This is a genomic window from Vogesella oryzae, assembly GCF_902829295.1.
Classification (GTDB): Bacteria; Pseudomonadota; Gammaproteobacteria; order Burkholderiales; family Chromobacteriaceae; genus Vogesella; species Vogesella oryzae.
Genome location: NZ_CADEPL010000028.1, coordinates 1 through 25,956, shown reverse-complemented (window position 1 = coordinate 25,956; position 25,956 = coordinate 1). Strand labels below are relative to the sequence as shown.

Below are 25,956 nucleotides of genomic sequence, written 5' to 3'. Positions count from 1 at the left end.
GAGCACATGAATTATCGCAAACTGCTGCAACTACCGCAAAAGTGGACTTCCCGCGTGATGAACAATCACGCCATCTGGCTCGGCGCTGCCGCCAGCCTGCCTTTCATGGGCGCGCTGACTGCGGTGGCGGTGACACAAGGCAACGACCCCGCCGCCAACAAGCCGCCGGTACAGCAGCATGTCACCGAAACGCTGACCCTGCCGCCGCTGCAACTGGCCAGCAATGACAGCTCGCGCTACTGGCGCGAGGAACCGGTGCAGCGCGGCGACACCATTGCCCGCCTGCTTAACCGGCTGGGCGTACGCGACAGCGATGCTACCCGCTTCATCTATTCCAGCCCGCTGTCGCGCGACCTGCTCAAGCTCAAGACTGGCGCCACACTGTCGGTACAGCTGAACGACCAGGGCGAGCTGTTCGGCGTACGCTTCCTGAATGATGACGAGAACGGCGAGAGCGTACTGGTCAACATCGAAAAGGTCGGCAACAACTGGCAAGCCAGCGCCGATGCACCGCAAACCGAGGCCATGCAGACGGTACGCGCGGTAGAAGTCAGCAGCAGCGCATCGGCGGCACTGGCCAGCGCCGGCATTCCGGTCGAAATCCGCACCCAGCTGAACGAGATCTTCTCCGACCAGTTCGAGCTGTCCAGCATGAAGCGCGGCGACAAGATCGATCTGGTGTACGAAACTCTGCTGTATAACGGCGCACCGCTGACCACCGGCAATATTCTGGCAGTCGAGATCGAACGCAGCGGCAGCCAGTACCAGGCTTACTACTTTGCCCATGACAGCGAATCCGGCGCCTACTACGACGCTGCCGGCAAGCCGCTGAAAAAAGGCTTCAACCTGCAACCGGTTGCCAACTCGCACATCAGCTCCGGCTTCGGCATGCGCTACCACCCGATCCTGCACGCGCTGCGCATGCACCAGGGTATCGACTATGCCGCCGGCACCGGCACGCCGATCATGGCGCCGGCCGATGCTACCGTGGATACGGTGGCGCAGCAGAATGGCTACGGCAACGTGGTGATCCTGCGCCACAACAACAAGCTCACCACGCTGTATGCGCACATGAGCCGCTTCCAGCCGGGGCTGAAGGTTGGCAACAAGGTGAAAGCCGGCCAGGTGATCGGTTATGTCGGCACGACCGGCCGCTCCACCGGCCCGCACCTGCACATGGAAGTGCGTATCAACGGCCAGGCCGTAGACCCGGCCACCACCGCGCTGCCCACCCGCGTGCTGAACAACAGCGAGCGCTTGGCCTTCAGCAAGCAGAGCGTTAAGCTTGCGGCCAACCTCAAGCTGCTCAGGGACATTCCGGTTACCGTGGCGCAACTGGATTAATCCGGCGGCACCCCGACAACCCTGGCAGCGATTTTCCTGCCAGGGTTTTTCATGTCTGCAATTTTTATCGGTTTGATGTCCGGCACCAGTCTGGACGGTGTCGACGCGGTGGTCGTGCAATTTGACGCTGACAGCATGCAGTTGCTGGGCGAGGCATTTGTGCCCTACCCGCCATCGGTATGCGAACAGGTGCTGGCGCTGCAGCAAATCGGGGAAAACGAGCTGGACCGCAGCGCCCGGCTAGGCAACCAGCTGGCGCGACTGTACGCCGATGCAGTGCATGCTGCGCTCGCCGCCTGCCAACTCAAAGCCGAGGACGTCCAGGCCGTTGCCTGCCACGGCCAGACCATCCGCCATGCACCGCAAGCCGGCTATACCCTGCAGATCGGCAATCACGCACTGCTGGCCGAGTTGACCGGTATCGACGTCATCGGCGATCTGCGCAGCCGCGACGTGGCCGCCGGCGGCCAGGGCGCACCGTTGGTGCCGGCGTTCCACCAGGCAATGTTCGCCGATGCCGGCATTGCGCGGGCCATCCTCAATATCGGCGGCATCGCCAACCTGACCCGGCTACAGCCGGATGCGCCGGTAATCGGCTTCGACACCGGCCCTGGTAACATGCTGCTGGATGCCTGGATCCGCCATCACCTGGGCGTAAGTTACGATGCCGACGGCGCCTGGGCGGCCAGTGGCCAGTGCAATGCGCAACTGCTCGATATCCTGTTGGCCGAGCCCTACTTCGCCGCAGACGTTCCCAAGAGCACCGGCCGCGACCTGTTCAGCATGGAGTGGCTGGCAGAGCGGCTGGAGCGCTTCCGCCTACAACATGGCGATATTGATGCGGCCAACGTGCAGGCCACCTTGCTGGCACTGACGACGCACAGCATTGCCGACGCCATCCGCCACTTCGCGCCACAGACCCGCGAGCTGTACCTGTGTGGCGGCGGCGCGCGCAACACGCAACTGTGTCGGCAACTGGCCGCGTTGCTACCGCAACTGCGTATCGCCGCCACCGATGTGCTGGGGCTGCCGGCGCAGCAGGTGGAGGCGGCCGCCTTTGCCTGGCTGGGGAGGCGCTTCCTGCTGCGGGAATCCGGCAATCTGCCGGAGGTCACCGGCGCGGCCGGCTTGCGCGTCCTTGGTGCACTCTATCCACGCTGAAAGGCACTGTTCGCGGCGTCAGCAACTGCAGAATCACGCCCCTGACGGCTCCGGCAGCCGTTGTCCGCCAAAAAATTGTACGTTTGCCGATATAATGCGCGGCTGACACCCAACTTATTCAAAATCAATGCGCCTGTTCAAGCGTAAAGCCGTCGTTCGCAACACCCAACCGCTGCCCCCCAAGCTTGCCGGACTGATCCGCGAGGCGTGGTGGCTGCTGCTGGCGGTGTCTGCCGTCTATCTGGTGCTGACGCTGGCCAGCTATTCCGCGGCCGACCCGTCGTGGTCGCACAGCTCCGCCGACCCTACCATCCGCAACTACGGCGGCGTGTTTGGCGCCTGGATGGCCGACATCCTGCTGTATCTGTTTGGCTACTCGGCCTGGCTGCTGGTCGGCTTCTGCCTGTTTGCCATCGTATGGGGATATCGCCGCATCGAGCAGACCGATTTCGATGAAGGCCCGCTCACCTGGCCGGCGCTGATCGGTTTCATGCTGACCCTGATCGGCTTTGCCAGCCTGGAACACCTGGTGCTAAGCAGTAAATTGCTGTCGCTGCCGGCTGGTGCCGGCGGACTGCTGGGCAAGGCGCTGGGTAATGGCAGCGCCCATGCTTTCGGCGCCACCGGCGCCAGCCTGCTCTTGCTGGTGCTGGCGGCCATCGGCATTTCGCTGTTCACCGGTTTGTCATGGCTTAACCTGATGGAGCGCATCGGCGGCCTGCTGGAAGACGGCGTGGTACGTGGCTGGCAAGCCTGGCAAGCGCGCCGCGACCGTGAAATCGGCCGTGAAGTAGCGCAGCAGCGCGAAGAAAAAGTCGTCAGCGAGAAAAAGAAAATCGAGGAGAAACCACCGGTACGCATCGAATCTCCGGTACTGGAAGTGCCGGTTTCTCCCAAGGCGACCAAACCGGTACAACAATCGCTGTTTGCCGCTCCCGGCGACGATACCCTGCCCGGCCTGGCACTGTTGGCCGCACCGAAAGAGCAAGCCGAACCGGTATCGGCAGAAACCGTCGAGTACACCTCGCGCCTGATCGAACGCAAGCTGGCTGATTTCGGCGTGGACGTGAAGGTGATTGCCGCCTATCCCGGCCCAGTCATCACCCGCTACGAGATCGAACCGGCGGTGGGCGTCAAAGGCGCGCAGATCGTCAACCTGATGAAGGATCTGGCCCGGGCGCTGAGTCTGGTGTCGATCCGCGTGGTGGAAACCATTCCCGGCAAGACCTATATGGGTCTGGAACTGCCCAACCCGAAACGACAGATTGTGCGGCTATCGGAAATCGTCGGTTCCGAAGGCTACCAGAACATGGGCTCGCGACTGGCGATGGCGCTGGGCAAGGACATTGCCGGCCAGCCGGTATCCGCCGACCTCGCCAAGATGCCGCACGTGCTGGTAGCCGGCACCACCGGCTCCGGTAAATCGGTGGCCATCAATGCCATGATTCTGTCGGTGCTGTACAAGGCCACGCCCAAAGAGGCTCGCCTGATCATGGTGGACCCGAAAATGCTGGAATTGTCGGTGTACGAAGGCATCCCGCACCTGCTGGCACCGGTGGTCACCGACATGAAGCAGGCCGCCAACGCGCTGAACTGGTGTGTCGGTGAGATGGAGCGCCGCTACCGGCTGATGTCCAAACTGGGCGTGCGTAACCTTGCCGGCTTCAATCAGAAGATTCGTGACGCCGAAAAAAGCGGCGAGAAGATCCCCAATCCGTTCAGCCTGACGCCGGACATGCCGGAGCCGCTCGATACCCTGCCGCTGATCGTGGTGGTGATCGACGAACTGGCCGACCTGATGATGGTGGCCGGCAAGAAGATCGAAGAGTTGATTGCCCGCCTGGCGCAAAAGGCGCGCGCCGCCGGCATTCACCTGATCCTCGCCACCCAGCGGCCGTCGGTGGACGTGATCACCGGCCTGATCAAGGCCAACATTCCGACCCGAATTGCCTTCCAGGTTTCCAGCAAGATCGACAGCCGGACGATTCTGGACCAGATGGGCGCCGAGACCCTGCTGGGGCAAGGTGACATGCTGTACCTGCCGCCAGGCACCGGCTACCCGCTGCGCGTGCATGGCGCCTTTGTCGCCGACGACGAAGTACACCAGGTGGTGGAGTTCCTCAAGACTACCGGCGAACCGGACTATATCGATGGCATCCTCAGCGGCACCAGTGAGGGTGAAGATGCCGGCGTTGAAGGCGGCATCGCCAGTGGCGGTAGCGACGGCGAAGCTGATCCGCTATACGACGAGGCCGTCGCCATCGTACTCAAGACCCGCAAAGCGTCGATTTCGTCGGTACAGCGCCAGCTACGTATCGGCTATAACCGTGCCGCGCGTCTGATCGAACAAATGGAAGCCAGCGGCATCGTCTCCGCGATGGAAACCAACGGCAACCGTTCGGTACTGGTACCGGCACGAGAAGAGTAACCTGCGTGCGGCAGCGTGCCGCCCCTTGCAGCCAACCTGCTGCCTGCGCTCATAACACCTGACTGGAAACGCCATGTCCCGTTATCTGCAAGAACCTGAATTCAGCCACAGCTACACGCCGAAAACTGGTGTTCTATTGCTGAACCTGGGCACTCCGGAAGCACCTACCGCCAAGGCGCTGCGCCCTTACCTCAAACAGTTCCTGTCCGATCCGCGCGTAGTGGAAATCCCTCGCGCCATTTGGTGGTTGATCCTTAACGGCATCATCCTGAACCTGCGCCCCAAAAAAAGCGCCGAGAAATATGCCAGCATCTGGAGCAAGGAAGGCTCGCCGCTGATGGTTCACACCCGCAAGCAGGCCAGTTTGCTCAAGGGGCTGCTGGGCATGCAGGGGCAGCAAGTGATGGTGGAATTTGCCATGCGCTACGGCCAACCCTCGGTCGAGAGCGTGATCCAGAAAATGCGTGCCGCCGGTATGGAGCGCCTGCTGGTGCTGCCGCTGTACCCGCAATACGCCGCCTCCTCCAGCGGCACCGCCCATGACGAAGTGTTCCGCACCCTGCTGAAGCTTCGCAACTTGCCGGAGGTGCGCACCATCCGTCATTACCACGACCACCCGGGCTATATCGCGGCGCTTGCTAGCAGCGTGCGCGAACACTGGCAAAAAAATGGCCGTGGCGACAAGCTGGTGATGAGTTTTCATGGCGTACCGCGCTACACCCTGGACAAGGGCGACCCCTACCACTGCGAATGCCAGAAGACCGGACGACTACTGGCCGAAGCCCTGCAATTGTCCAGCGATGATTATGTCGTGTGCTTCCAGAGTCGTTTCGGCAAGGCGGAATGGCTGAAGCCCTACACCTTCGACGTTCTTGGTTCGCTTGCGAAACAAGGTGTGGCCAAAATTGACACAATTTGCCCCGGTTTCGCCGGAGACTGCCTTGAAACACTCGAAGAAATCGCCATCGAAGGCAGAGACCTCTTCTTGTCCAGTGGAGGCAAGGAATATCGCTATATTCCTTGCCTCAACGAGCGTGCCGACTGGATTGCCGCCATGGCGGAATTGGTCACGGCCAACCTTGGTGGCTGGATAACAACACCTGACGATGCAAATATGAGACAACTTCGTGCCCGAGCCTGTGGCGCAAAACAATAAAAGAAATGGCCGATTTTTTCACAATGGCGCACCAATACGGGGCGCCATTGTTCGTTTATGAACAGAATGCTGGCGCAAGCCGATTTTCCTTGGTGCATGCGGCAATGCAGCACGACAGACAGCGACATCGCAATGTAAATACAAAGCTCCAGCAAGAGCCAACATTCATTGACACTCGGAAAAGGCCCTCCGCATAATCGCCGCAACTGCTCATCCACAAGATGCCAAGCAGGTTTACCAAGTCACAGACTTAAGATCAGGGGAAACACAAGATGAATAAATTTGCTCGTCTGAGCCTTTTTGCAGCTGCCGCCATCGCACTGACCGCTTGCGGTAACAAAGAACAAGCCCCGGCAGGTGATGCATCCGCTGCTGCAGCCGGCGCTGAAAGCGAAACCGTGGTAAAAATCGGCCAGGTTTCGCCGATGACCGGTCCGATTGCCCACTTGGGTAAGGACAACGAGTTTGGCGCTAAACTGGCTATCGAAGACCTGAACGCCGAAGGCGTGGAAATCGGCGGCAAGAAAGTCAAGTTCGAACTGGTCTCCGAAGATGACCAAGCCGACCCGAAAATCGGCACCCAGGTTGCCCAGCGTTTGGTTGACGCGGGTGTTGTCGGCGTTGTCGGCCACCTGAACTCCGGCACCACCATCCCGGCTTCCAAGATTTACTCCGATGCCGGCATCCCGCAGATATCCCCGTCCGCCACCAACCCGGACTACACCAAGCAAGGTTACAAGACCACCTTCCGCGTTATCGCCAACGACGTACAACAGGGTAAGGCCCTGGGCGAATTCGCTGTTGATGGCCTGAAAGCCAAGAAAGTGGCCATCATTGATGACCGCACTGCTTACGGTCAGGGCCTGGCTGACGAATTCGAGAAAGCCGTGAAAGGCAAGGGTTCCTCCGTTGTAAAACGTGAGTTCACCACCAACACTGCTACCGACTTCAACGCCATTCTGACCTCCATCAAGTCTTCCCAGCCGGACGTGATCTTCTACGGCGGCATGGACGCACAAGCCGGCCCGCTGGCCAAGCAGATGCAGCGTCTGGGCATCAAGGCCAAGCTGATGGGTGGTGACGGCTGGCAGACTCCGGAATTCGTGAAGCTGGCAGGTGAAGCTTCCGAAGGCCAGTACGCATCCAGCTGCGGCGTTCCGCGCGACAAGATGCCGGGCTTTGCTGCCTTCAACGACAAGTTCAAGGCCAAGTTCAACACCGAAGTACAGATCTATGCTCCGTACGAGTACGATGCAGTTCGTGTACTGGTTGACGCCATGAAGCGTGCCGGCTCCACCGATCCGAAAGCCTACCTGCCGGAAGTTGGCAAAACCAACTACACCGGTGTAACCGGCCAGATCGCCTTCGATGACAAGGGCGACATCAAGGACGGCGCGGTAACCGTGTACCAGGTTAAGGGCGGCAAGTGGGAAGTGGTTTCCACCGTTGGCGGCCCGGCCGCTGCAGCAGCTCCGGCCTCCGCAGCCAACTAAGTTCAGGCTTGCTGGCAAAACGGCACCTTCGGGTGCCGTTTTTTTGTTTTTACGCCATCTTGCACTTCTGCCATTGCCTCGCTACCATGCTGCAGTGCGATGTCGATTGTATCCTTTCGATGTTCTCCTTTCCGGCAAGTCCACCACCCTCGGGCAGTCGCCGGAATCTGTAGTATCGAGCCCCCACCAGGGCGCCCGACCTCTGACAAAGATCACCATAAACCAAAAATTGATGCTCCCATGCAGGAGCAGGGACCGGCTTTACCTATGAAAATCGCAAATTTTGCTCTGGCTGCCATTGCGGCTGCCACGCTCGCCGCTTGCGGCAACTCCCAGCAATCCGCCGGCCAGGACGCCAGCGCCACCACCCCGGCAGCGTCCGGCAAAGTGGTACGCATCGGTTCGGCCAACCCGCTGACCGGCCCGTTTGCCCATTGGGGACGTGATGCCGACAACGGCGTCAAGCTGGCCGTCGATGAAGCCAATGCCGAGGGTGTAACCCTGAATGGCGAAAAAGCAACCTTTGAAGTCGTGTCGGAAGATGATCAGGCCGATCCAAAGACTGCCACCCAGGTTGCCCAGCGCTTCCTCGATAACGGTGTGGTTGCCGTCGTCGGCCACCTGACTTCCGGTGCAGCCATTCCGGCCTCCCGCATCTACAGCGATGCCGGCATTCCGATGGTTGCCGGTTCGGTAACCAGCCCGAAGTTCACCCAGCAGGGCTATAACAACACCTTCCGCATCATTGCCAACGACCTGCAACAAGGCCAGGCGCTGGCCAAGTTTGCCGTCAGCGAGCTGAAGATGAAGAACATCGCCATCATCGATGACCGTACCACCTATGGTCAGGGTCTGGCCGATGACTTTGCCAAAGCAGTAGAAGCTGCCGGCGGTACCATCGTAAAACGTGAGTACACCACCAACACCGCCACTGATTTCATGGCCATCCTCACTTCCCTGAAGGCCGCCAAGCCGGAGCTGCTGTTCTACGGCGGCATGGATGCCCAGGCTGGCCCGCTGGTGAAGCAGATGCGCAAGCTGGGCATGACCACCCGCTTCATGGGTGCCGATGGTGTCAACACTGCGGAATTCGCCAAGCTGGCCGGCACTGCAGCCGAAGGCGCCTATGCTTCCAGCGCCGGTGCGTCCAAGGAGCTGATGCCGGGCTTTGCCGCATTCAACGACAAGTACAAGGCCAAGTTTGGCAGCGAAATCCAGGCTTACGCACCGTACACCTACGATGCCGCCAAAGTGCTGATCGATGCCATGAAGCGCGCCGGTTCGGCCGATCCGAAGAAATTCCTGCCGGAGATCAGCAAAACCCAACTGCAGGGCGTGACTGGTCCGATCGCCTTCGAAAGCAATGGTGATGTGAAAAACGGCACCGTGACCCTGTATCAGCTGCAAGGTGGCACCTGGAAAGGTGTCATCCCTGCGGCCAACGTTGCCGCATCGGCAGCGCAGTAACGCGCCGATAAAGAAAAAGCGCCCTGTCGGGCGCTTTTTTTGTGGCCACACCGCGTGCGCCTCAGCGAGAGAATGCAACCTGCGTGCCGACTTCTCCGGACCGACACAGCCCTGCTGGGCATTACCGGCAATAAAAAAGCGCCACAGGGCGCTTTTTTAATCGAGGCATTTAAACGTCCTTACTGCGCAGCATCCGCCATTTTTTCACCCAGCCGCACCGGCTTGGCGGCAGCCCACTCGCCACTGAATTGCACGGTATTTTGCGGAAACAGCAATACCACGGTAGACCCCAGCAAGAAGCGCCCCATTTCCTCGCCCTGGCGCAGGCAAATAGCGCCATCGTCGTAGCGCCACTCGCGCACCTCACCACTGCGCGGCGGATTGACCACGCCATGCCATACCGTCGCCATGCTACCAACGATGGTGGCGCCAACCAGCACCAGCGCCATCGGGCCATGCGGGGTATCGAACTCGCACACCACCCGTTCGTTGCGGGCAAACAGCCCGGGCACGCCACGGGCAGTAGTCGGGTTCACCGAGAATAGTTCACCCGGCACATAAATCATGCGCTTGAGTGTGCCGTCACACGGCATGTGGATACGGTGATAATCACGCGGGCTGAGATAGATCGTGGCGAAATGGCCATCGGCAAAGGCTGCGGCCAACCGGCTATCCCCCCCCACCAGCGCGGTTGTCGAGTAATGATGCCCCTTGGCCTGAAACAGCTGATCCTGCTTGATGGCCCCAAACTGGCTGATGGCTCCATCGACTGGACAGATGAACGGCGCGCTAGCCAGTGGACGGACACCCGGCTTCAATTCCCGGGTAAAGAATTCGTTGAACGAGGCATAGCTTGCCGGATCGGGGTTGGCCGCCTCCGCCATATTGACCTTGTAACGCTGAATAAAGCGACGGATCAATGCCGTGGTAGCAGCGCCGCCCCTGGCGTTGGCAATACTGCCGGCAAAGCGGGTCAAAGCCTGTTTCGGCAACAAGTACTGCGGCAATACGGCCAAGCGGTCACGCACAATCTATCCCTCGAAAAAGCAGCCGGCAATTATAGCTGCGGCCCATCAGCCTGGGCCAGCGTTATCGTAACTCTCCGCCACTGGATTCCCGCGCACTTGAATCGCTGCTGTTTTTAGGTTATTTTGAATTTGTACATTTTCAAAATGACATCATGAAACTCGCACTGCTCAGCAAGCCCGCCCTGGCCGGCTTCCCGTCACCAGCGGCAGATTTCCCCGACGAAGAGCTCGATCTCAACACCCTGCTCTGCCCGGATCGCACCACCACATTTTTCCTGCGTGCACGTGGCGATGCCCTGGCCGGCAGCGGCATTCTGGATGGCGACCTGCTGATACTTAACAAAGGCATCGCGCCGCAACATGGCGATCTGGTGGTGTACTGGGAAGAAGGCGGTTTTGCCGTGCGCAAAATTCGCCATATCAACGGACAATGGCGACTGGGGCATGCCGATGGCCAGCGCCGCTGGCAGGAACAACCACTGCCACCACATTTCGACGCCTTGCTATGGGGGGTCGTGGTTGGCCTTGCCCGACAGCTGCGCCGCCACACGGCAGCAGACCATGCCCACTGAACACTGCTTCGCCCTGCTTGATGGCAATAACTTCTATGTTTCCTGCGAGCGGCTATTCAACCCCGCCCTGCTTGGCCGCCCGGTAGTCGTGCTGTCCAACAATGATGGCTGCATCGTATCGCGATCGGCCGAGGCCAAGACCATTGGCATTGCAATGGGCGTGCCATTCCATGAAGCACGCGACCTGCTGTATCGCCATCGCGGCAAGGCACTATCCTCCAACTACGAGCTATATGGCTCGCTCTCCCGTCGCATGATGACGTTGGCCGCACGTTATGGCAGCAGCCAGGAGATTTACTCCATCGACGAATGTTTTCTCGATTTCTCCGCACAAGCCGACCCGCAGCAACAAGCACGACGACTGCGACTTGACGTGCAACGTGCGCTGGGCCTGCCAGTCAGCATCGGCCTTGGAACAAGCAAGACACTGGCCAAACTGGCGAACCAGATTGCCAAGCAGCAGCTGCGCTTTGGCGGCGTTTTTGACTGGTGCATGCTGGATGCGGCTGAACAGCAGCAACTACTACAGACTCTCGACGTCGGTACCGTCTGGGGGATAGGCCGGCGCCTGCGCGAGCGCTTGCACGCCCTTGGCATTGCCAGTGTCGCCCAACTGGCTGTGGCCAACCCTGTATGGATGCGCCAGCGCTTTGGCCTGACGGTCGAGCGCACCGTCCGCGAACTGCAGGGCGAAGCCTGCCTGGCGCTGGCCGATGTCAATCCGCCGCGCCAGCAGATTCAGAACACCCGCTCGTTTGCACGCCGGCTTGATGATCTGGCCGAACTTCAGGCCGCCATCAGCCATCATGTGGCCCGCTGTGCCGAGAAGCTGCGCGCGCAACACAGTGCCAGTCGCCTGCTGCACGTCATGCTGTGCGCCGACCCGCCTATCCGCGGCGGCGGCCTGCAACACAGACACTGGGCCAGCCTGCCGTTACTGACACCAACCACCGACAGCCGCCTGCTGACGACCCACGCCCTGCAATTGCTACGGCAGCTTTATCAACCCGGCATGCGCTACCACAAATGCGGCGTCATCCTGGACGAGTTGGTTTCGACGGAAGCCCCCCGGCAGAACGACCTGTTTCTGCCCGGGGAGTCGCTACGCGACCGGCAGCTGATGCAGGCACTGGATGGCATTAACCAGCGCTTCGGCAAGGACAGCATTCGCATGGCCAGCAGCTTACTGGGTAACGGCCGTTGGCAGATGCGCCAGGAGCAGCGCTCGCCGCGCTGCACCACCCGCTGGGACGAGCTATTGAGCGCCAATACCTGAGCAGGTTGGCCGCAACAACAAAATGCGGCCAAACATGGCCGCAAAAGAGGAGGAGAAACACGTTACTGCCAGGGACACACCAAAACGAGTCTGGCGTAGCTTCAGCCTAGTCGTGTTTGGCAAGAAGACAAGCAAGAAAAAACCCCGGCATAACCGGGGTTTTTTCTTGCCGTTAACGGCTTAGCCTTCGACCTTCGACATGCGACGACGATCGTGCTCCTGCAACCAGCGCTTGCGGATACGGATGGATTTCGGGGTGATTTCCACCAGTTCGTCATCATCGATGAACTCCACTGCGGATTCCAGCGTCAGCTTGATCGGCGTGGTCAGACGCACGGCTTCGTCGGTACCGGAAGCGCGAACGTTGGTCAGCTTCTTGCCCTTCAGCGGGTTCACCACCAAGTCATTGTCACGGCTGTGGATGCCGATGATCATGCCTTCGTACACTTTCTCGCCCGGAGATACGAACATGCGGCCGCGGTCTTCCAGGTTCCACAGTGCATAGGCTACGGCTTCGCCGTTGTCCTGGGAGATCAGTACGCCGTTGTGGCGACCCGGCAGGTCGGCTTTCACCGGGCCGTAGTCGTCGAACACGTGGCTCATCAGGCCGGTACCACGAGTCATGGTCAGGAAGTCGGACTGGAAGCCGATCAGGCCACGTGCCGGAATGTGGTATTCCAGACGGGTGCGGCCCTGGCCGTCAGATTCCATATTGGTCAGCTCGCCACGACGACGGCCGATTTCTTCCATCACGCCGCCCTGGTGATCATCTTCCAGATCGATGGTCAGGTTTTCGTACGGCTCGCACTTCTCGCCGTTGATTTCCTTGTACACCACGCGCGGCTTGGCGACAGCCATTTCGAAGCCTTCGCGACGCATGTTTTCCAGCAGGATGGTCAGATGCAGTTCGCCACGACCGGATACGCGGAATACGTCGGAGTCTTCGGTGTCTTCAACACGCAGGGCCACGTTGGTCAGCAGCTCTTTGGTCAGGCGGTCGCGAATCTGGCGGGAGGTCACGAACTTGCCCTCGGTACCGGCCAGCGGGCTGGAGTTCACCATGAAGTCCATGGTCAGGGTCGGCTCATCCACCGACAGCATCGGCAGGCCTACCGGCTGCTCCTTGTCGCAGATGGTCACGCCGATACCGATATCCTCGATACCGGAGATGATGATGATGTCGCCGGCTTCGGCTTCTTCTACCGGCACGCGATCCAGACCCTTGTAGCCCAGCACCTGGTTGATACGACCAGCAGCAACCTGGTCTTCGTGGTTCATCACCACAACCTGCTGACCCGGCTTGATGCGACCGTTCAGTACGCGGCCAACGCCCAGACGGCCGGTGTAGCTGGAGTAGTCCAGTGCGGCAATCTGCAGTTGCAGCGGCGCATCGGCGCTACCCGGCGGGGTCGGTACGTGCTTGAGCACCACGTCGAACAGCGGACGCATGTCGCTGGATTCTTCTTCCAGCTCCAGCTTGGCAAAACCGTTCAGGCCGGATGCGTAGATGATCGGGAAGTCCAGTTGCTCGTCGGTAGCACCCAGCTTGTCGAACAGGTCGAAAGTCTGGTCTACCACCCAATCCGGACGTGCGCCCGGACGGTCAACCTTGTTGATTACCACGATCGGGCGCAGACCCAGGGCCAGTGCCTTCTTGGTCACAAAGCGGGTTTGCGGCATCGGGCCTTCAACGGCATCCACCAGCAGCAGAACACCATCCACCATGCCCAGTACGCGCTCTACTTCGCCGCCGAAGTCGGCGTGGCCCGGGGTATCCACGATGTTGATATGCACGCCTTCGTAATCGATGGCAGTGTTTTTGGCCAGAATGGTAATGCCGCGTTCTTTTTCCAGATCGTTGGAATCCATCACGCGTTCGTCGACCTGCTGGTTGTCACGGAAGGTACCGGACTGGCGCAGCAGTTGGTCAACCAGGGTGGTTTTGCCGTGGTCAACGTGGGCAATGATGGCAATGTTACGAATTTGTCGGGTCATGGGTGCTCGGTGTTCAGCGAAAAAGTCGCGCTATTCTATCATGAACAGGGTGACACTGCAGTGAAAGCCGCTATTTTTCGGTACACTGCGCCGTTTTGGGGGGCAAGACATATGTATGACTGGAATGCGCTGTGGCATGTGCATGACAACTACCGCACCGGCTATGCCGGCCCGGCGGCCGATATCAACCAGCTGGCTGACGAACTGGGGGGCAAACTGGTCAAGGCCGCACGCGACGAACACGACCTCGCCGTCTACGACACCGGCGACAACTACACCCTGCTGCGCCACGACAACGGACTACAGATGCTGAACCTGGCCAAGCGCCACCTGTTCGACATCGGCGTGCGTCTGGTTACCGCCGACGAAGGTCAAGCGCTGGCACTGCCGTACCTGGAAGTACTGGTAGACAACCTCGCCACCGGCGAAGAGGCGGTATGGCGCGGCGAAGCCAGCTGCAATGCGGCCGGCGAGTTGGCCGTAAACGGCGAAACACTCAGCCCGGACGTACCGCCACGCATGCAATTCCAGCTATCGTTCGCTAACGAACCGCGTTTCGGTAGCGCCATGCAGGAAGCCTGGCAGGAGGCGGCCGAGCACATCACGCTGGACGCCGCCGCCTGGTTCAATGCCGAAGCACTGGAAGACACACCGGAAGAGCCACCGCTGGATGCCCGCGTGCAGCAGATGTGCGACAGGTACGCGGAAATCATCCGCCGCGAGCAAGCCATGCTGTCGCGCCGCTTTGCCGATGCCGAACTGCATCTGGTGGCGGAAGTTCTGCGTGGCGTGCATTTTGACAGTGCCGAGTCCTGCCGTGGCCTGTGGCTGGCGGTGGAGGCCCGCATCCTGCACGACGAGCTGGATCACAAGTACAAGGTTGATGGCGAGGCACTGCTGGATAAGCTGCGGGTGCTGGGCTACACGCAGGAAGTTGCACTGATCGAAGCGCTGGCGCCAGTACAGCCGTAACAGCTTGTCCGCAAGCAGCACGGGCAGCCAGTGGCTGCCCGTGTTTATTGGTCGACCAACATCCGGTCAGGCAGTCACCACCGGCATCAGATTCAGCACCACTTTGCCAAGGTTACGGTTCTCCTCCATGTAGTGGTGCGCATCGGCCACCGCCGCCAATGGATAAATACTATCCAGCGTGACCTGCGCCCGGCCATCCAGCAGGGCCGGCAGCACCTGCTGTTCCAAGGCTGCGGCCAACCTCGCCTTTACCGCTTCCGGCTGGCTGCGCAACGTGGAGCCGATGATCTTCAGCCGCTTCACCAGCAGCAAACCCAAGTTCAGATTGCCCTGCATGCCCCCCATCACGCCGATCAGCACCAGCCGCCCGTCTTGCTTCAGCACCGCGACATTATCGTCAAACAGCGAGGCGCCCACCGGGTCCAGCACCACATCCACGCCACCCTGTTCCTTTATATAGGAGGCAAAGCCCGGCTGACGACTATCGATCACCTCGTCGGCACCGAGACTGCGGCACCAGGTCCGCTTCTCCTCGCTCCCGGCACTGGCTATCACCCGGCAACCCAGCATGGCGGCCAACTGGATGGCTGCCGCACCAACGCCACTGGCACCGGCATGGATCAGCACGGTCTCGCCGGCGCGCAACTGCGCGACTTCCACCAGATTGAACCAGGCGGTCATCCACGCTTCCGGCAGACTGGCGGCCTCGGCCCAGCTCATCATGTCCGGTTTGGGAATGGCCGCCGAACTATCCAGCAGGGCGAATTCGGCATAGCCACCGCCGGCAATCAGCCCGAACACCGCATCGCCCTCCTGGAAGCGCGACGGCCCGTTAACCGCATCGACCACCCCGGCGATTTCCAGCCCCAGAATCGGCGAGGCACCCTTGGGGGGCGGATAATTGCCCTCGCGCTGCACAATATCGGCACGATTGATACCAGCGGCCAGCACGCGCACTCGCAACTGACCTGCTGCCGGCTCCGGTTTTTCCACCACATCCAGCCGCAAGGTTTCCACCCCGCCCGCGCCGGACTGTACAACCGCCTGCATAGCCATGCTTGACCCTCCACAAACCAGGCAAATGTTCTTGCATTACAATAGCACGCCATGAACCAGCCCTGTTTCCACTGCCAGCTGCCCGTACCCGACGGCCAGGCGTTTCCCATCCGCTACCGCCAGCGTACCGAGCAAGCCTGCTGTGCCGGCTGCCAGGCGGTGGCACAAACCATCATCGATAACGGGCTGGGCGACTACTACCAGCACCGTACCGACAGTCAGCAAAAAGCCGAAGCGCTACCCAGCGAGCTACTGCAACAGATCGCCCTCTATGACTCGGACAAGCTGCAGCAAAGCTTCGTTCGCCACGAGGACGGCGAAGTGCGCGAGGCGACGTTGATGCTGGAAGGCATTACCTGCGCCGCCTGCGTTTGGCTCAACGAACAGCATGTACGCCAGCTGCCGGGCGTATTGAGCGTGGACATCAACTACAGCAGCCACCGCGCCCGCGTGCGCTGGGACAACAGCCAGACCAGGTTGTCGCAGATCCTGCATGCCATCGCCGAAATCGGCTACCGCGCCCACCCCTATGACAGCGCCCGCCAGGAAGCCGCCCAGCAGCAGGAGCGTAAGCAGGCACTGACCCGACTGTGGGTCGCCGGGCTATCGATGATGCAGGTGATGATGTACGCGGTGCCGGTCTACCTGGCTCCGGAGGGCGATATCGAGCCACAGTGGCTGTGGATCCTGCACTGGGCCAGCTTCATACTGACCCTGCCGGTGATCGTCTACTCCGCGGTGCCGTTTTACCGCGCCACCTGGCGCGATCTGAAAACCCGCCGCGTCGGCATGGATACGCCGGTAACCATCGGCATCCTCACCGCGTTTTTCGCCAGCCTGTGGGCGCTGCTGAACAAAGTGGAGCACGGCGTGTTCTTCGACTCGGTGTCGATGTTCATCTTCCTGCTGCTGGGCGGGCGCTACCTGGAAAGCATGGCGCGGCGCAAGACCGGCGAAGCCACCGAACGGCTGGTCAAACTGGTACCGGCCTTCGTACACCAGCTGGACAACTGGCCACACAGCCACGAGACCCGCGAAGTGGCTGCGGCCAACCTGGAAATCGGCAGCCGGCTACTGGTCAAGCCGGGCGAAACCATCCCCTGCGACGGCCATATTCTGGACGGCCACAGCAGCGTGGATGAGTCGCTGCTTACCGGTGAAAGTACCCCGATCCGCAAAACCAGCGGCGACAGCGTGATCGCCGGCAGTGTCAACCAGGCCAGCGCGCTGGTACTGCAAGTCACCCGGACCGGCAGCGACACCCGCCTCGCCGGCATCGTGCGCCTGCTGGATCAGGCGATGGCGGACAAGCCGCAACTTGCCCGTCTGGCCGACCGCTTTGCCGCTTGGTTCGTCGCCCTGCTGTTGCTGGCCGCCGCCGGCACCTATCTCGGCTGGAGCCTGCTGGACGGCCCGCAGCACGCGCTGTGGATTACCGTGGCCGTGCTGGTGGTATCCTGCCCGTGCGCACTGAGTCTGGCCACCCCGGCGGCGCTCACCGCCGCCACCGGCCACCTGGCACAAATCGGCGTGCTCATCACTCGCGGCCATGCGCTGGAAACACTGGCAAAAGTCAGCGATGTGGTATTCGACAAGACCGGCACCCTCACCCACGGCCGCATGCAGCTGCTGGCTACGCACGAAGCCGCCCACCCCGAAGAGATTGCCGCCATCGCGTTGGCCGCAGCGCTGGAGCAATCCTCCGAGCACCCGATTGCCCGGGCACTAAGCGCAACCGCCGCCGATAGCCGACTGCCCGGTGTCGCCGGGCTGCGCAACCATCCGGGACAAGGGGTGGAAGGCCTGATCAACGGCCAGCACTGGCGGCTGGGCAGACCGGACTTTGTCTGCAGTCTGAGCGGCCATGCCGAACCGCCAGCCATGCCGGCAACCGCCACCGTGGTTGCGCTGGGCGATACGCGCGGCATCAAGGCGTGGTTTGCCATCGGCGACCAGTTGCGTGACAGCGCCGCCAGCGTGCTGGCACAACTGCAGGCGCAGGGCCTGCGCGTGCACCTGCTGTCCGGCGATGCCGAACTGGCAGTGGCAACGTTGGCCGCAGAGCTTGGCATCACCCACTACCGGGCGGGTGCCACGCCGGAAGACAAGCTGACCTACGTCAGCCAGTTACAGCAAGGCGGCGCCCGCGTGCTGATGCTCGGCGATGGCGTCAATGACGCACCGGTACTGGCGCGCGCCGACGTATCGCTGGCGATGGGTGGCGGCACCGACGTCGCTCGCGCCAGCGGCGACATGGTGCTGATGGGCGATGATATTGCGCAGCTACCCAAGGCATTGCAGCTGGCGCGGCACACCATGCAGATCATTCGCCAGAACCTGCTGTGGGCAGCGGTGTACAATCTGGTGGCCTTGCCGCTGGCGATCGGTGGCCATGTCACCCCGTGGCTGGCCAGCCTCGGCATGGCGGCCAGCTCGCTACTGGTAGTGAGCAACGCCCTGCGGCTAGTCAAACGGAGCAAATAATGGAAAGCCTGTACCTGCTGATCCCGTTCAGCATCCTGCTGGTGTTCGTGATCGGCCTGCTGTTCTGGTGGTCTACCCGCTCCGGCCAGTTCGACGATCTGGAAGGGCCGGCGCACCGCATCCTGATGGATGACGACAGCCCGCCTCACGAAGACGACGCCCGCTGAGCGCCCACATTGCGGCCAACCCTTGCCAGGTTGGCCGCAATGTTTTTTAGCCAGCGATATGCCTGACAATTAGCGTGGTAATGGCATAATCAGACTACCGCGCCGTCGCATGCTTCCGGCGCCGGCTCGACTCTCAATCGCACGCCCGACGTGCATCACCGAATCACGGATCAGGCATGAAAATCCTCATTCTCGGCGGCGGCCAGGTTGGCGCCAGCGTGGCGGAAAGTCTGGTGAGCGAAGGCAACGACATCACCATCGTCGACCAGGACAGCAATCTGCTGAAATTGCTGCAAGACAAACTGGACATCCGCACCGTGCAGGGCAATGCCGCCCATCCATCCGTGCTGCTGGATGCCGGCATCGATGAAGCCGAGATGCTGCTGGCACTGACCCGCAATGACGAGACCAATCTGCTGGCCTGCGCGCTGGCCGAGCGCCGGCACAACGTACCCACCCGCATTGCCCGCCTGCGCGCCGCCGACTACGTAGATGGCGAGCAGCCGGTGATGGCGCAGTTTGGCGTCGAACATGCCATCTGCCCGGAACAGATCGTCACCGACAACCTGCTGCGCGTGCTGGCCTACCCGCGCGCGCTGCAGGTGCTGGATTTTGCCGGCGGCCGCGTGCAGCTGGTGGTGGCGCGGGCCGTGGCCGGCGGCAAGCTGCTAGGCAAACCGCTGCGCCACCTGCGCGAAGACCTGCCGGGCAGCGATTGCCGGATCTGTGCCATCTACCGCAAGGAAAAACTGGTCCGCCCGGATGGCGACACCGTGCTCGAGGCCGATGACGAGGTGTTCTTCATGGCCGCCCGCGCCGACATTCCGGCCATGCTCAACGAGCTGCGCGCCAGCGAGAAACCGGTGCGGCGGGTAATGATCGCCGGCGGCGGCAACATCGGCTACCGGCTGGCGCGCATGTTGTCCGACAGTTACGAGGTCAAGCTGATCGAACACGGCGCGCAACGCGCGCGCTGGCTGGCGGAAAACCTGCCGCATGTGCTGGTCTTGCACGGCGAAGCCACCGACGAGGGCCTGCTGGAGAGCGAGAACGTCGACGAGATGGACGTGTTCTGCGCCCTGACCAACGACGACGAAGACAACCTGATGTCCACGCTGCTGGCCAAACGCATGGGCGCGCGACGCGTCATCGCGCTGGTCAACCGCTCCAGCTATGTCAACCTGCTGGAAGGCAACCGCATCGACATCGTGCTGTCGCCGTACCTGTCCACCATCGGCTCGATCCTGGCGCACCTGCGCCGTGGCGACGTGGTGGCGGCACAGCCGGTACGCCGCGGCGCCGCCGAAGTGATGGAAATCATCATCCACGGCAACGAGAAAACCTCCAGTCTGGTTGGCCGCCGGCTGGACGCCATCGAGCTGCCGCACGGCTGCAGCATCGTCGCCATCCTGCGAGGCGACAACGTGCTGATGGCGCACCATGACCTGCAACTGGCCGACAACGACCATGTGATCTTCTTCGTGCATGGCCGCCACAAGGTGCGCCAGATCGAAAAGCTGGCACAGGTCAAGCTGGGATTCTTCTGATGGCTATCTGCGGCATCCACCATATCGCCATCATCTGCGCCGATTACCCGCGCTCCCGCGCGTTCTACACCACCATGCTGGGCTGCCGTCCGGCAGCCGCATCGAACTGTTCAGCTTTCCCGCCCCGCCGGCGCGGCCAACCCGCCCGGAAGCCTGCGGCCTGCGCCATCTGGCGCTGCGCGTGGCGGTGCTGGATGACGAAGTCGCCCGGCTGGCCGCGCTGGGCGTGAGCTGCGAACCAGTACGCACCGACGAATTCACCGGCATGCGCTTTACCTTTCTGGCCGACCCGGACGGCTTGCCGATCGAGCTGTACGAGCAGGAGGCAGCATGAGCAAGCTGCTGCCCATCCTGCAGGTATTGTCCAAGCTGATCCTGCTGTATTCGCTGCTGTTCCTGATTCCCTGCGCGGTTTCCTGGGCCTTCCACGACAACACCGCCAGCGATTTCGCCTACTCCGCGCTGGCCGGCGGCGCGGCCGGCAGCCTGCTGTGGCTGCTCACCCGTCGCTTCGAGCGCGAGCTGAAACCGCGTGACGGCTTCATCCTGGTGGCATTGCTGTGGCTGACCTTCGCGGTGATGTCGGCAGTGCCACTGTGGCTGTACATTCCGGGCATGAGCTTTACCAACGCCTTTTTCGAGGCCATGTCCGGACTGACCACTACCGGCGCCACGCTGATTCCGGGGCTGGATCGCCTGCCGCCGGCCATCAATTTCTGGCGCCATTTCCTCAACTGGGTTGGCGGCATGGGCATCATCGTGCTGGCAGTGGCAATCCTGCCGATGCTGGGCATCGGTGGCATGCAGCTGTACAAGGCAGAGACACCGGGGCCGATGAAGGACAGCAAGCTGGCGCCGCGCATCGCCCAGACTGCGGCCAACCTGTGGTATGTCTACGCCGGCCTGACCGCACTGTGCGCACTTTGCCTGTGGCTGGCCGGCATGAGCGTGCTGGATGCGGTCTGCCATGCCTTTGCCGCGCTGTCGCTGGGCGGCTTTTCCACCCACGATGCCAGTGTCGGCTACTTCAACTCGCCGCTGATCGAGGCCATCCTGTCGCTGTTCATGGTGTTGGCCGCGCTGAATTTTGCCACCCACTTTCTGGCCTGGCGCGGCCGCAGCTTCAAGTACTACCTGCACGACGTGGAAGCGAGAAACGTGGTATTGCTGCTGGGCAGCAGCATCGTCGCCATCAGCGTGTGGCTGTGGTGGCTCGGCATCTACACGCTGCCTACCGCCATGCGCCATGTGTCGTTCAACCTTATTTCGATTGCCACCGACTCCGGTTTTGCCAGCGTGGACTATGCGCAGTGGCCGATACTGGTGCCGCTGTGGATGCTGTTTCTGTCCTGCCTCACCGCCAGCTCCGGCTCCACCGGCGGCGGCATCAAGATGATCCGCACCCTGATCCTTACCCGCCAGGGGCTGCGCGAGATGAGCACCCTGCTGCACCCGCGCGCGGTGCTGCCGCTGATGCTGGGCGGCAAGCCGATTCCGGACAGCGTGGCCTTCTCGGTACTGGGCTTTATTTTTGTGTATTTCATCAGCGTGGTGATGCTTACCTTTACCCTGATTGCCAGCGGCCTGGATTTCATCACCTCGTTTACCGCCATCATCGCCTGCATCAACAATGCCGGCCCTGGCCTCGGCCAAGTGGGACCTGCCAACAATTATGCCGGTCTAAGCGATTTCCAGACCTGGGTCTGCAGCTTTGCCATGCTGCTGGGCCGCCTGGAAGTGTTCACCATCCTGATTCTGTTCACCCCAACCTTCTGGCGAAAATAATCATGCTGCACACACATTACCCTGCCGGCACCCAGCGCCGGCACGCCAGAGCTTCATGGCTGCGCCCGCTGGCGCTGACCCTGGCACTATTGCCGGCCACCAGCTATGCCCTGAGCGATACCCAACTTTTCGATGCCCGCGATGCCTACCGCAAGGGCGACACTACCACGCTGGCCGGCATCTCCGCGCAAGCCGATAGCGGCCTGCTGGACAACTGGCCGGCGTACTGGCTGGCGCTGAAGTCACTGGAAACCGGAGACAGCACCCCCGCACGCGCCTTCATCAACCGCTTCCGCAGCGGCTATCTGGTAGAGCGCACCCTCAACGAGCTGGTCGAAGACATGGGTCGCCGTTTCCAGTGGGATGACATCCTGCAGGTGGCGCCAGCCCTGCCCGAGGTCGCCCGCGACGACGAGGCCGGCTGCTATATCCGCCTGGCCAACCTGCAGCGCAGACAAAGCCAGCTGCCGGACAGTAATTACCTGTCCACCACGCTGCCTGACGGCTGCGCCCGCCTGATCGACGAGCAGGCTTCACGGCAGTTGCTGACCCAGGCACAAGTCGCCGCCCGCCTGCGCCTGCTGCTCAGCGGCAATTTCCAGACCGTGGCGCGCCGGCTGGCCTCCGCCGCCGGGCTGGACGGCGAATTTTTCCGTGCCGGCAGCAACGAGCAGCAGATACAGGCCATCGTCAAACTGGGCAAGAGTAACTACAGCAGCGCACTGGAAAGTCTGGCCAACGCCCGCAGCGGGTTATCCGATGCCCAGGCCGGTTTTGCCTGGGGACAACTTGGCCTGGCCGCCGCCCGCCGGCTGGATACCCAGCAGGCGCTGGCGGCCTATGCCCAGGCCGATCCGGCACAGCTCACCGACGAACAGTGGGAATGGTGGCTGCGCGCCGCACTGCGCCAGCAGGACTGGGCCACCCTGGAGCAGGTCAGCCGCAAGCTGCCGTCCAGCCTGGCCGCCAAGGGTAGCTGGCAATACTGGCGCGCCCGCGCCTTGCGCGAGCTGGGCCGTGGCGCCGAGGCTACCCCGCTGCTGGTGAAGACCAGTTTTGACCACAACTATTACGGCCTACTCTCCCGCGAAGAGCTGGGTGCCACGCTGGATTCGCAGCCGGAAAAAGTCGCCATCAACCCTGCAGTGCAACAACAGTTGGCCGCAGAACTGCCGGTACGCCAGGCCATGGCCTTGTTTGCCCTGGCCGAACGCAGCGGCCGTGGCGAATGGCGCGAAGAAGGCCGCCGCGTCTGGCGCTGGGCAATGCGTGACCGGAGCGACGAGCAATTGCTGGCCGCCGCCGAACTGGCGCGCAGTAACGGCCAGTACGATATGGCGATCTACTCCGCCGATCGCACCAAGACCAGCCACGACTTCGGCCTGCGCTACCTGTCACCGTACCGAGACATCACCCGCCCTTACGCCCAGCAGCTGGATATCGATGAAGCCTGGGTATATGGTCTGATCCGCCAGGAAAGCCGCTTTTACAATGTGGCACGCTCCGGCGTCGGCGCCCGCGGCCTGATGCAGCTGATGCCGGCCACTGCGCGCTGGGTTGCCGGCAAGATCGGGCTGGGTAGCTACGAGGTCAACGACATCGATACCAATATCCGTCTGGGCACCTGGTATCTGCGCTACGTGCTGGACAATCTGCAGGGACAGCCGGTACTGGCCACCGCCGCCTACAACGCCGGTCCGGCGCGCGCACGCAGCTGGCAGGCAGCCTTGCCGCTGGAAGGTGCCATCTACACTGAAACCATCCCGTTCAGCGAAACGCGTGACTATGTACAGAAAGTGCTGGCCAATGCGGTGTATTACGCGGGCGCCTTCCGCCAGCCCGGTGGCTCGCTCAAACAGCGACTGGGTGTGATTCCGCCACGCTAAGCCAGCAACACAGGGAGCAACAGCATGAAAATTGCCATCATCGGCGGCGCCGGCTTTATCGGCAGCTATATCGCCGAACACCTTACCCGTGACAACCATAGTCTGGACATCGCCACCCGCCGCCGCGAGCGGCACCGAGAGTCGTTCCTGCACCTGCCGGCGGCCACGCTAGTGGAGTGCAATGTGCATGACCGCCAGCAACTGCTCGACTTTCTGGCTGGCCACGATGCCGTCATCAGCATGGTGGGCATCCTGCACGGCAGCCGCGCCGCATTCGAACGCGCCCATGTCACGCTGGTGGGCAATATTATTGCCGCCTGCCAGCAACTGGGCATCCGCCGTCTGCTGCACATCAGCGCACTGGGCGCCGGCGAGAACGCCCCCAGCGACTACCAGCAGACCAAGGGCAAGGCGGAGGCACTGCTGCGCGCCAGCGGGCTCGACTACACCATCCTGCGCCCATCGGTGGTGTTTGGCGCCGGCGACAGCTTCCTCACCATGTTTGCGCGCCTGGCCGCCACCGCACCGCTGCTGCCGCTAGGCGGTGCCGATACGCGCTTTGCGCCGATCTGGGCAGACGATGTGGCGCGCGCCATGGCAGCCTGCCTGCGCAACCCGGCCACTATCGGCCAGACGCTGGAGCTGACCGGCCCGCGCGAATACACCTTGCGCCAATTGGTTGCCTATGCGGCCAGGCTTGCCGGCCATCCGCGTTGCATCATCGCCCTGCCGGAAGGGCTCGCCATGCTGCAGGCGATGCTGATGGAACACCTGCCCGGCCCGACACTGCTGAGCCGCGACAATGTGCGCTCGCTGCGGGTGGATAACATCAGCCAGCAGCCGTTCCCCTCAGCCTTGCTCGGTTTTACGCCGACCGCGCTGGAAAGCATCGCCCCGCGCTATCTCGGCGCGGCAGAAAGCAACCGCCTGCGTGACAGCTATCGCGAAAGGGCCGCCCGCCGATGAAGTGCTACATCGTTGGTGGCGCGGTACGCGACCGCCTGCTGGGGCTGCCGGTGAAAGATCGCGACTGGGTGGTGGTCGGCGCCACGCCGGAGAGCATGCTGGCACAAGGCTTCCGGCCGGTGGGCAAGGATTTCCCGGTGTTCCTGCACCCCAGGACGCAGGAGGAGTACGCACTGGCCCGCACCGAGCGCAAGGTTGGCCGCGGCTATCACGGCTTTACCTTCCATGCCGCCCCGGATGTCACGCTGCAAGAAGATCTGATCCGCCGTGACCTCACCATCAACGCGATCGCCGAAGACGACGACGGCAGCCTGATCGACCCCTACGGCGGCATTGCCGACCTGCGTGCGCGGTTACTGCGCCACGTCAGCCCGGCCTTCGCCGAAGATCCGGTGCGCATCCTGCGGCTGGCGCGCTTTGCCGCCCGCTTCGACTTCAGCGTGGCACCGGAAACCATGGCACTGATGCGGCAGATGGTGGCTGACGGCGAGGTGGACGCGCTGGTTGCCGAACGGGTGTGGCAAGAGCTGGCCAAAGGGCTGATGACCGACAAACCGTCGCGGATGTTTCAGGTGCTGCGTGACTGCGGTGCACTGGCCAGACTGTTGCCGGAAGTCGATGCGCTGTTCGGCGTGCCGCAACGTGCCGACTACCATCCGGAAATCGATACTGGCGACCATGTGATGCGGGTACTGGACTACGCTGCGGCCAACGCCCAGCCCCTCACCGTGCGTTTTGCCTGTCTGATGCACGACCTTGGCAAGGCATTGACGCCAGCGGATGTGCTGCCGCGCCATATCGGCCATGAGCCGCGTGGTGAAAAACCATTACTGGCCTTGTGCGAACGGCTGCGGGTGCCGGCAGACTGCCGTGACCTGGCGCGCATTACCGCGCTCAACCACACCAAGGTGCATACCGCATTTACCCTGCGTGCCGACACCGTGCAGCGCCTGCTGCGGGATTGCGATGCGCTGCGCCGGCCGGAGCGCTTTGGGCAGATGCTGGCTGCCTGCCTGGCCGACGCCCGTGGCCGGCTGCATTTTGAAACGGCCGACTATCCGCAAGCCGACTATCTGGCCGCCATGTTGGCCGCCGCTGCCGCGGTGGATGCCGGCGCCGTCGCGCGTGACTGCATCGACAAGCGCAACATCCCGCAAGCGGTTGAAGCTGCCC

19 protein-coding genes and 1 pseudogene are annotated in these 25,956 nt (G+C 62.1%); 17 read left to right on the top strand and 3 right to left on the bottom strand.

The features are described 5' to 3' along the window. The first annotated feature begins 6 nt into the window (after positions 1-6). From HU218_RS11735 to HU218_RS11710, 6 genes are all read left to right on the top strand, one after another. Complete coding sequence (locus HU218_RS11735; RefSeq protein WP_174875129.1) at positions 7-1,344, top strand: peptidoglycan DD-metalloendopeptidase family protein; 1,338 nt, start codon at positions 7-9, stop codon at positions 1,342-1,344. 51 nt (positions 1,345-1,395) lie between these two features. Further along, positions 1,396-2,505 carry an anhydro-N-acetylmuramic acid kinase gene (locus tag HU218_RS11730; RefSeq protein ID WP_174875128.1) on the top strand — a complete coding sequence of 370 codons (1,110 nt, stop codon included), beginning with the start codon at positions 1,396-1,398 and terminating at the stop codon, positions 2,503-2,505. A 127-nt stretch (positions 2,506-2,632) separates the two neighbouring features. Beyond that, the gene (locus HU218_RS11725) at positions 2,633-4,933 is read left to right on the top strand and encodes a DNA translocase FtsK (RefSeq protein WP_174875127.1); all 2,301 of its coding nucleotides are present in this window, start codon (positions 2,633-2,635) and stop codon (positions 4,931-4,933) included. Between the two features lie 73 nt (positions 4,934-5,006). Then, positions 5,007-6,089: a ferrochelatase gene (gene hemH, locus HU218_RS11720; RefSeq protein WP_174875126.1), complete on the top strand. Its 1,083-nt coding sequence runs from the start codon at positions 5,007-5,009 to the stop codon at positions 6,087-6,089. 272 nt (positions 6,090-6,361) lie between these two features. Further along, positions 6,362-7,582, top strand: coding sequence for a branched-chain amino acid ABC transporter substrate-binding protein (locus HU218_RS11715; protein WP_174875125.1), 1,221 nt, complete (start codon positions 6,362-6,364; stop codon positions 7,580-7,582). A gap of 267 nt (positions 7,583-7,849) precedes the next feature. After that, on the top strand, positions 7,850-9,049 hold the full coding sequence (locus HU218_RS11710) for a branched-chain amino acid ABC transporter substrate-binding protein (protein WP_174875124.1): 1,200 nt from the start codon (positions 7,850-7,852) through the stop codon (positions 9,047-9,049). A gap of 179 nt (positions 9,050-9,228) precedes the next feature. Here the strand turns inward: HU218_RS11710 and asd are convergent, their stop codons facing one another. Then, a complete protein-coding gene (asd, locus tag HU218_RS11705; protein WP_174875123.1) occupies positions 9,229-10,077 on the bottom strand; it encodes an archaetidylserine decarboxylase in 849 nt (282 codons plus the stop codon). Between the two features lie 152 nt (positions 10,078-10,229). Between asd and HU218_RS11700 the strand changes: the two genes are divergently transcribed. Further along, positions 10,230-10,649 (top strand): LexA family protein, encoded by a 420-nt coding sequence (locus tag HU218_RS11700; protein ID WP_174875122.1) that lies wholly within the window; start codon positions 10,230-10,232, stop codon positions 10,647-10,649. After that, positions 10,639-11,925, top strand: coding sequence for a Y-family DNA polymerase (locus tag HU218_RS11695; protein ID WP_174875121.1), 1,287 nt, complete (start codon positions 10,639-10,641; stop codon positions 11,923-11,925). The genes HU218_RS11700 and HU218_RS11695 overlap by 11 nt, the downstream gene beginning before the upstream one ends. A gap of 180 nt (positions 11,926-12,105) precedes the next feature. Here the strand turns inward: HU218_RS11695 and typA are convergent, their stop codons facing one another. Further along, positions 12,106-13,920: a translational GTPase TypA gene (gene typA, locus HU218_RS11690; RefSeq protein ID WP_174875120.1), complete on the bottom strand. Its 1,815-nt coding sequence runs from the start codon at positions 13,918-13,920 to the stop codon at positions 12,106-12,108. A gap of 111 nt (positions 13,921-14,031) precedes the next feature. On the opposite strand from typA, the gene HU218_RS11685 reads away from it, so the two are divergent. Beyond that, a complete protein-coding gene (locus HU218_RS11685; protein WP_174875119.1) occupies positions 14,032-14,892 on the top strand; it encodes a hypothetical protein in 861 nt (286 codons plus the stop codon). Positions 14,893-14,958: 66 nt separating this feature from the next. On the opposite strand, the gene HU218_RS11680 is transcribed toward HU218_RS11685, so the two are convergent. Further along, positions 14,959-15,948: an NAD(P)H-quinone oxidoreductase gene (locus HU218_RS11680; RefSeq protein WP_174875118.1), complete on the bottom strand. Its 990-nt coding sequence runs from the start codon at positions 15,946-15,948 to the stop codon at positions 14,959-14,961. A 51-nt stretch (positions 15,949-15,999) separates the two neighbouring features. Between HU218_RS11680 and HU218_RS11675 the strand changes: the two genes are divergently transcribed. From HU218_RS11675 to HU218_RS11640, 8 genes and pseudogenes are all read left to right on the top strand, one after another. Next, positions 16,000-18,432, top strand: a complete 2,433-nt coding sequence (locus HU218_RS11675) for a heavy metal translocating P-type ATPase (protein ID WP_174875117.1) — start codon at positions 16,000-16,002, stop codon at positions 18,430-18,432. Next, entirely contained in the window at positions 18,432-18,599 is a 168-nt protein-coding gene (gene ccoS, locus HU218_RS11670) for a cbb3-type cytochrome oxidase assembly protein CcoS (RefSeq protein ID WP_174875116.1), read from the top strand. Before HU218_RS11675 ends, ccoS begins: the two co-directional genes overlap by 1 nt. 176 nt (positions 18,600-18,775) lie before the next feature. Further along, a complete protein-coding gene (gene trkA / locus HU218_RS11665; protein WP_174875115.1) occupies positions 18,776-20,146 on the top strand; it encodes a Trk system potassium transporter TrkA in 1,371 nt (456 codons plus the stop codon). Next, positions 20,146-20,480 (top strand): annotated as a pseudogene (locus HU218_RS11660) (VOC family protein). Before trkA ends, HU218_RS11660 begins: the two are co-directional and overlap by 1 nt. Further along, complete coding sequence (locus HU218_RS11655; RefSeq protein ID WP_174875114.1) at positions 20,477-21,931, top strand: TrkH family potassium uptake protein; 1,455 nt, start codon at positions 20,477-20,479, stop codon at positions 21,929-21,931. The pseudogene HU218_RS11660 and the gene HU218_RS11655 overlap by 4 nt, the downstream one beginning before the upstream one ends. A 2-nt stretch (positions 21,932-21,933) precedes the next feature. Then, positions 21,934-23,817, top strand: a complete 1,884-nt coding sequence (locus HU218_RS11650; protein ID WP_174875113.1) for a lytic transglycosylase domain-containing protein — start codon at positions 21,934-21,936, stop codon at positions 23,815-23,817. A gap of 24 nt (positions 23,818-23,841) precedes the next feature. Further along, positions 23,842-24,783, top strand: a complete 942-nt coding sequence (locus HU218_RS11645) for a complex I NDUFA9 subunit family protein (protein WP_174875112.1) — start codon at positions 23,842-23,844, stop codon at positions 24,781-24,783. Then, on the top strand, positions 24,780-25,956 hold a 1,177-nt coding region (locus tag HU218_RS11640), incomplete at its 3' end, for a multifunctional CCA addition/repair protein (RefSeq protein WP_174875111.1). The genes HU218_RS11645 and HU218_RS11640, both read left to right, overlap by 4 nt.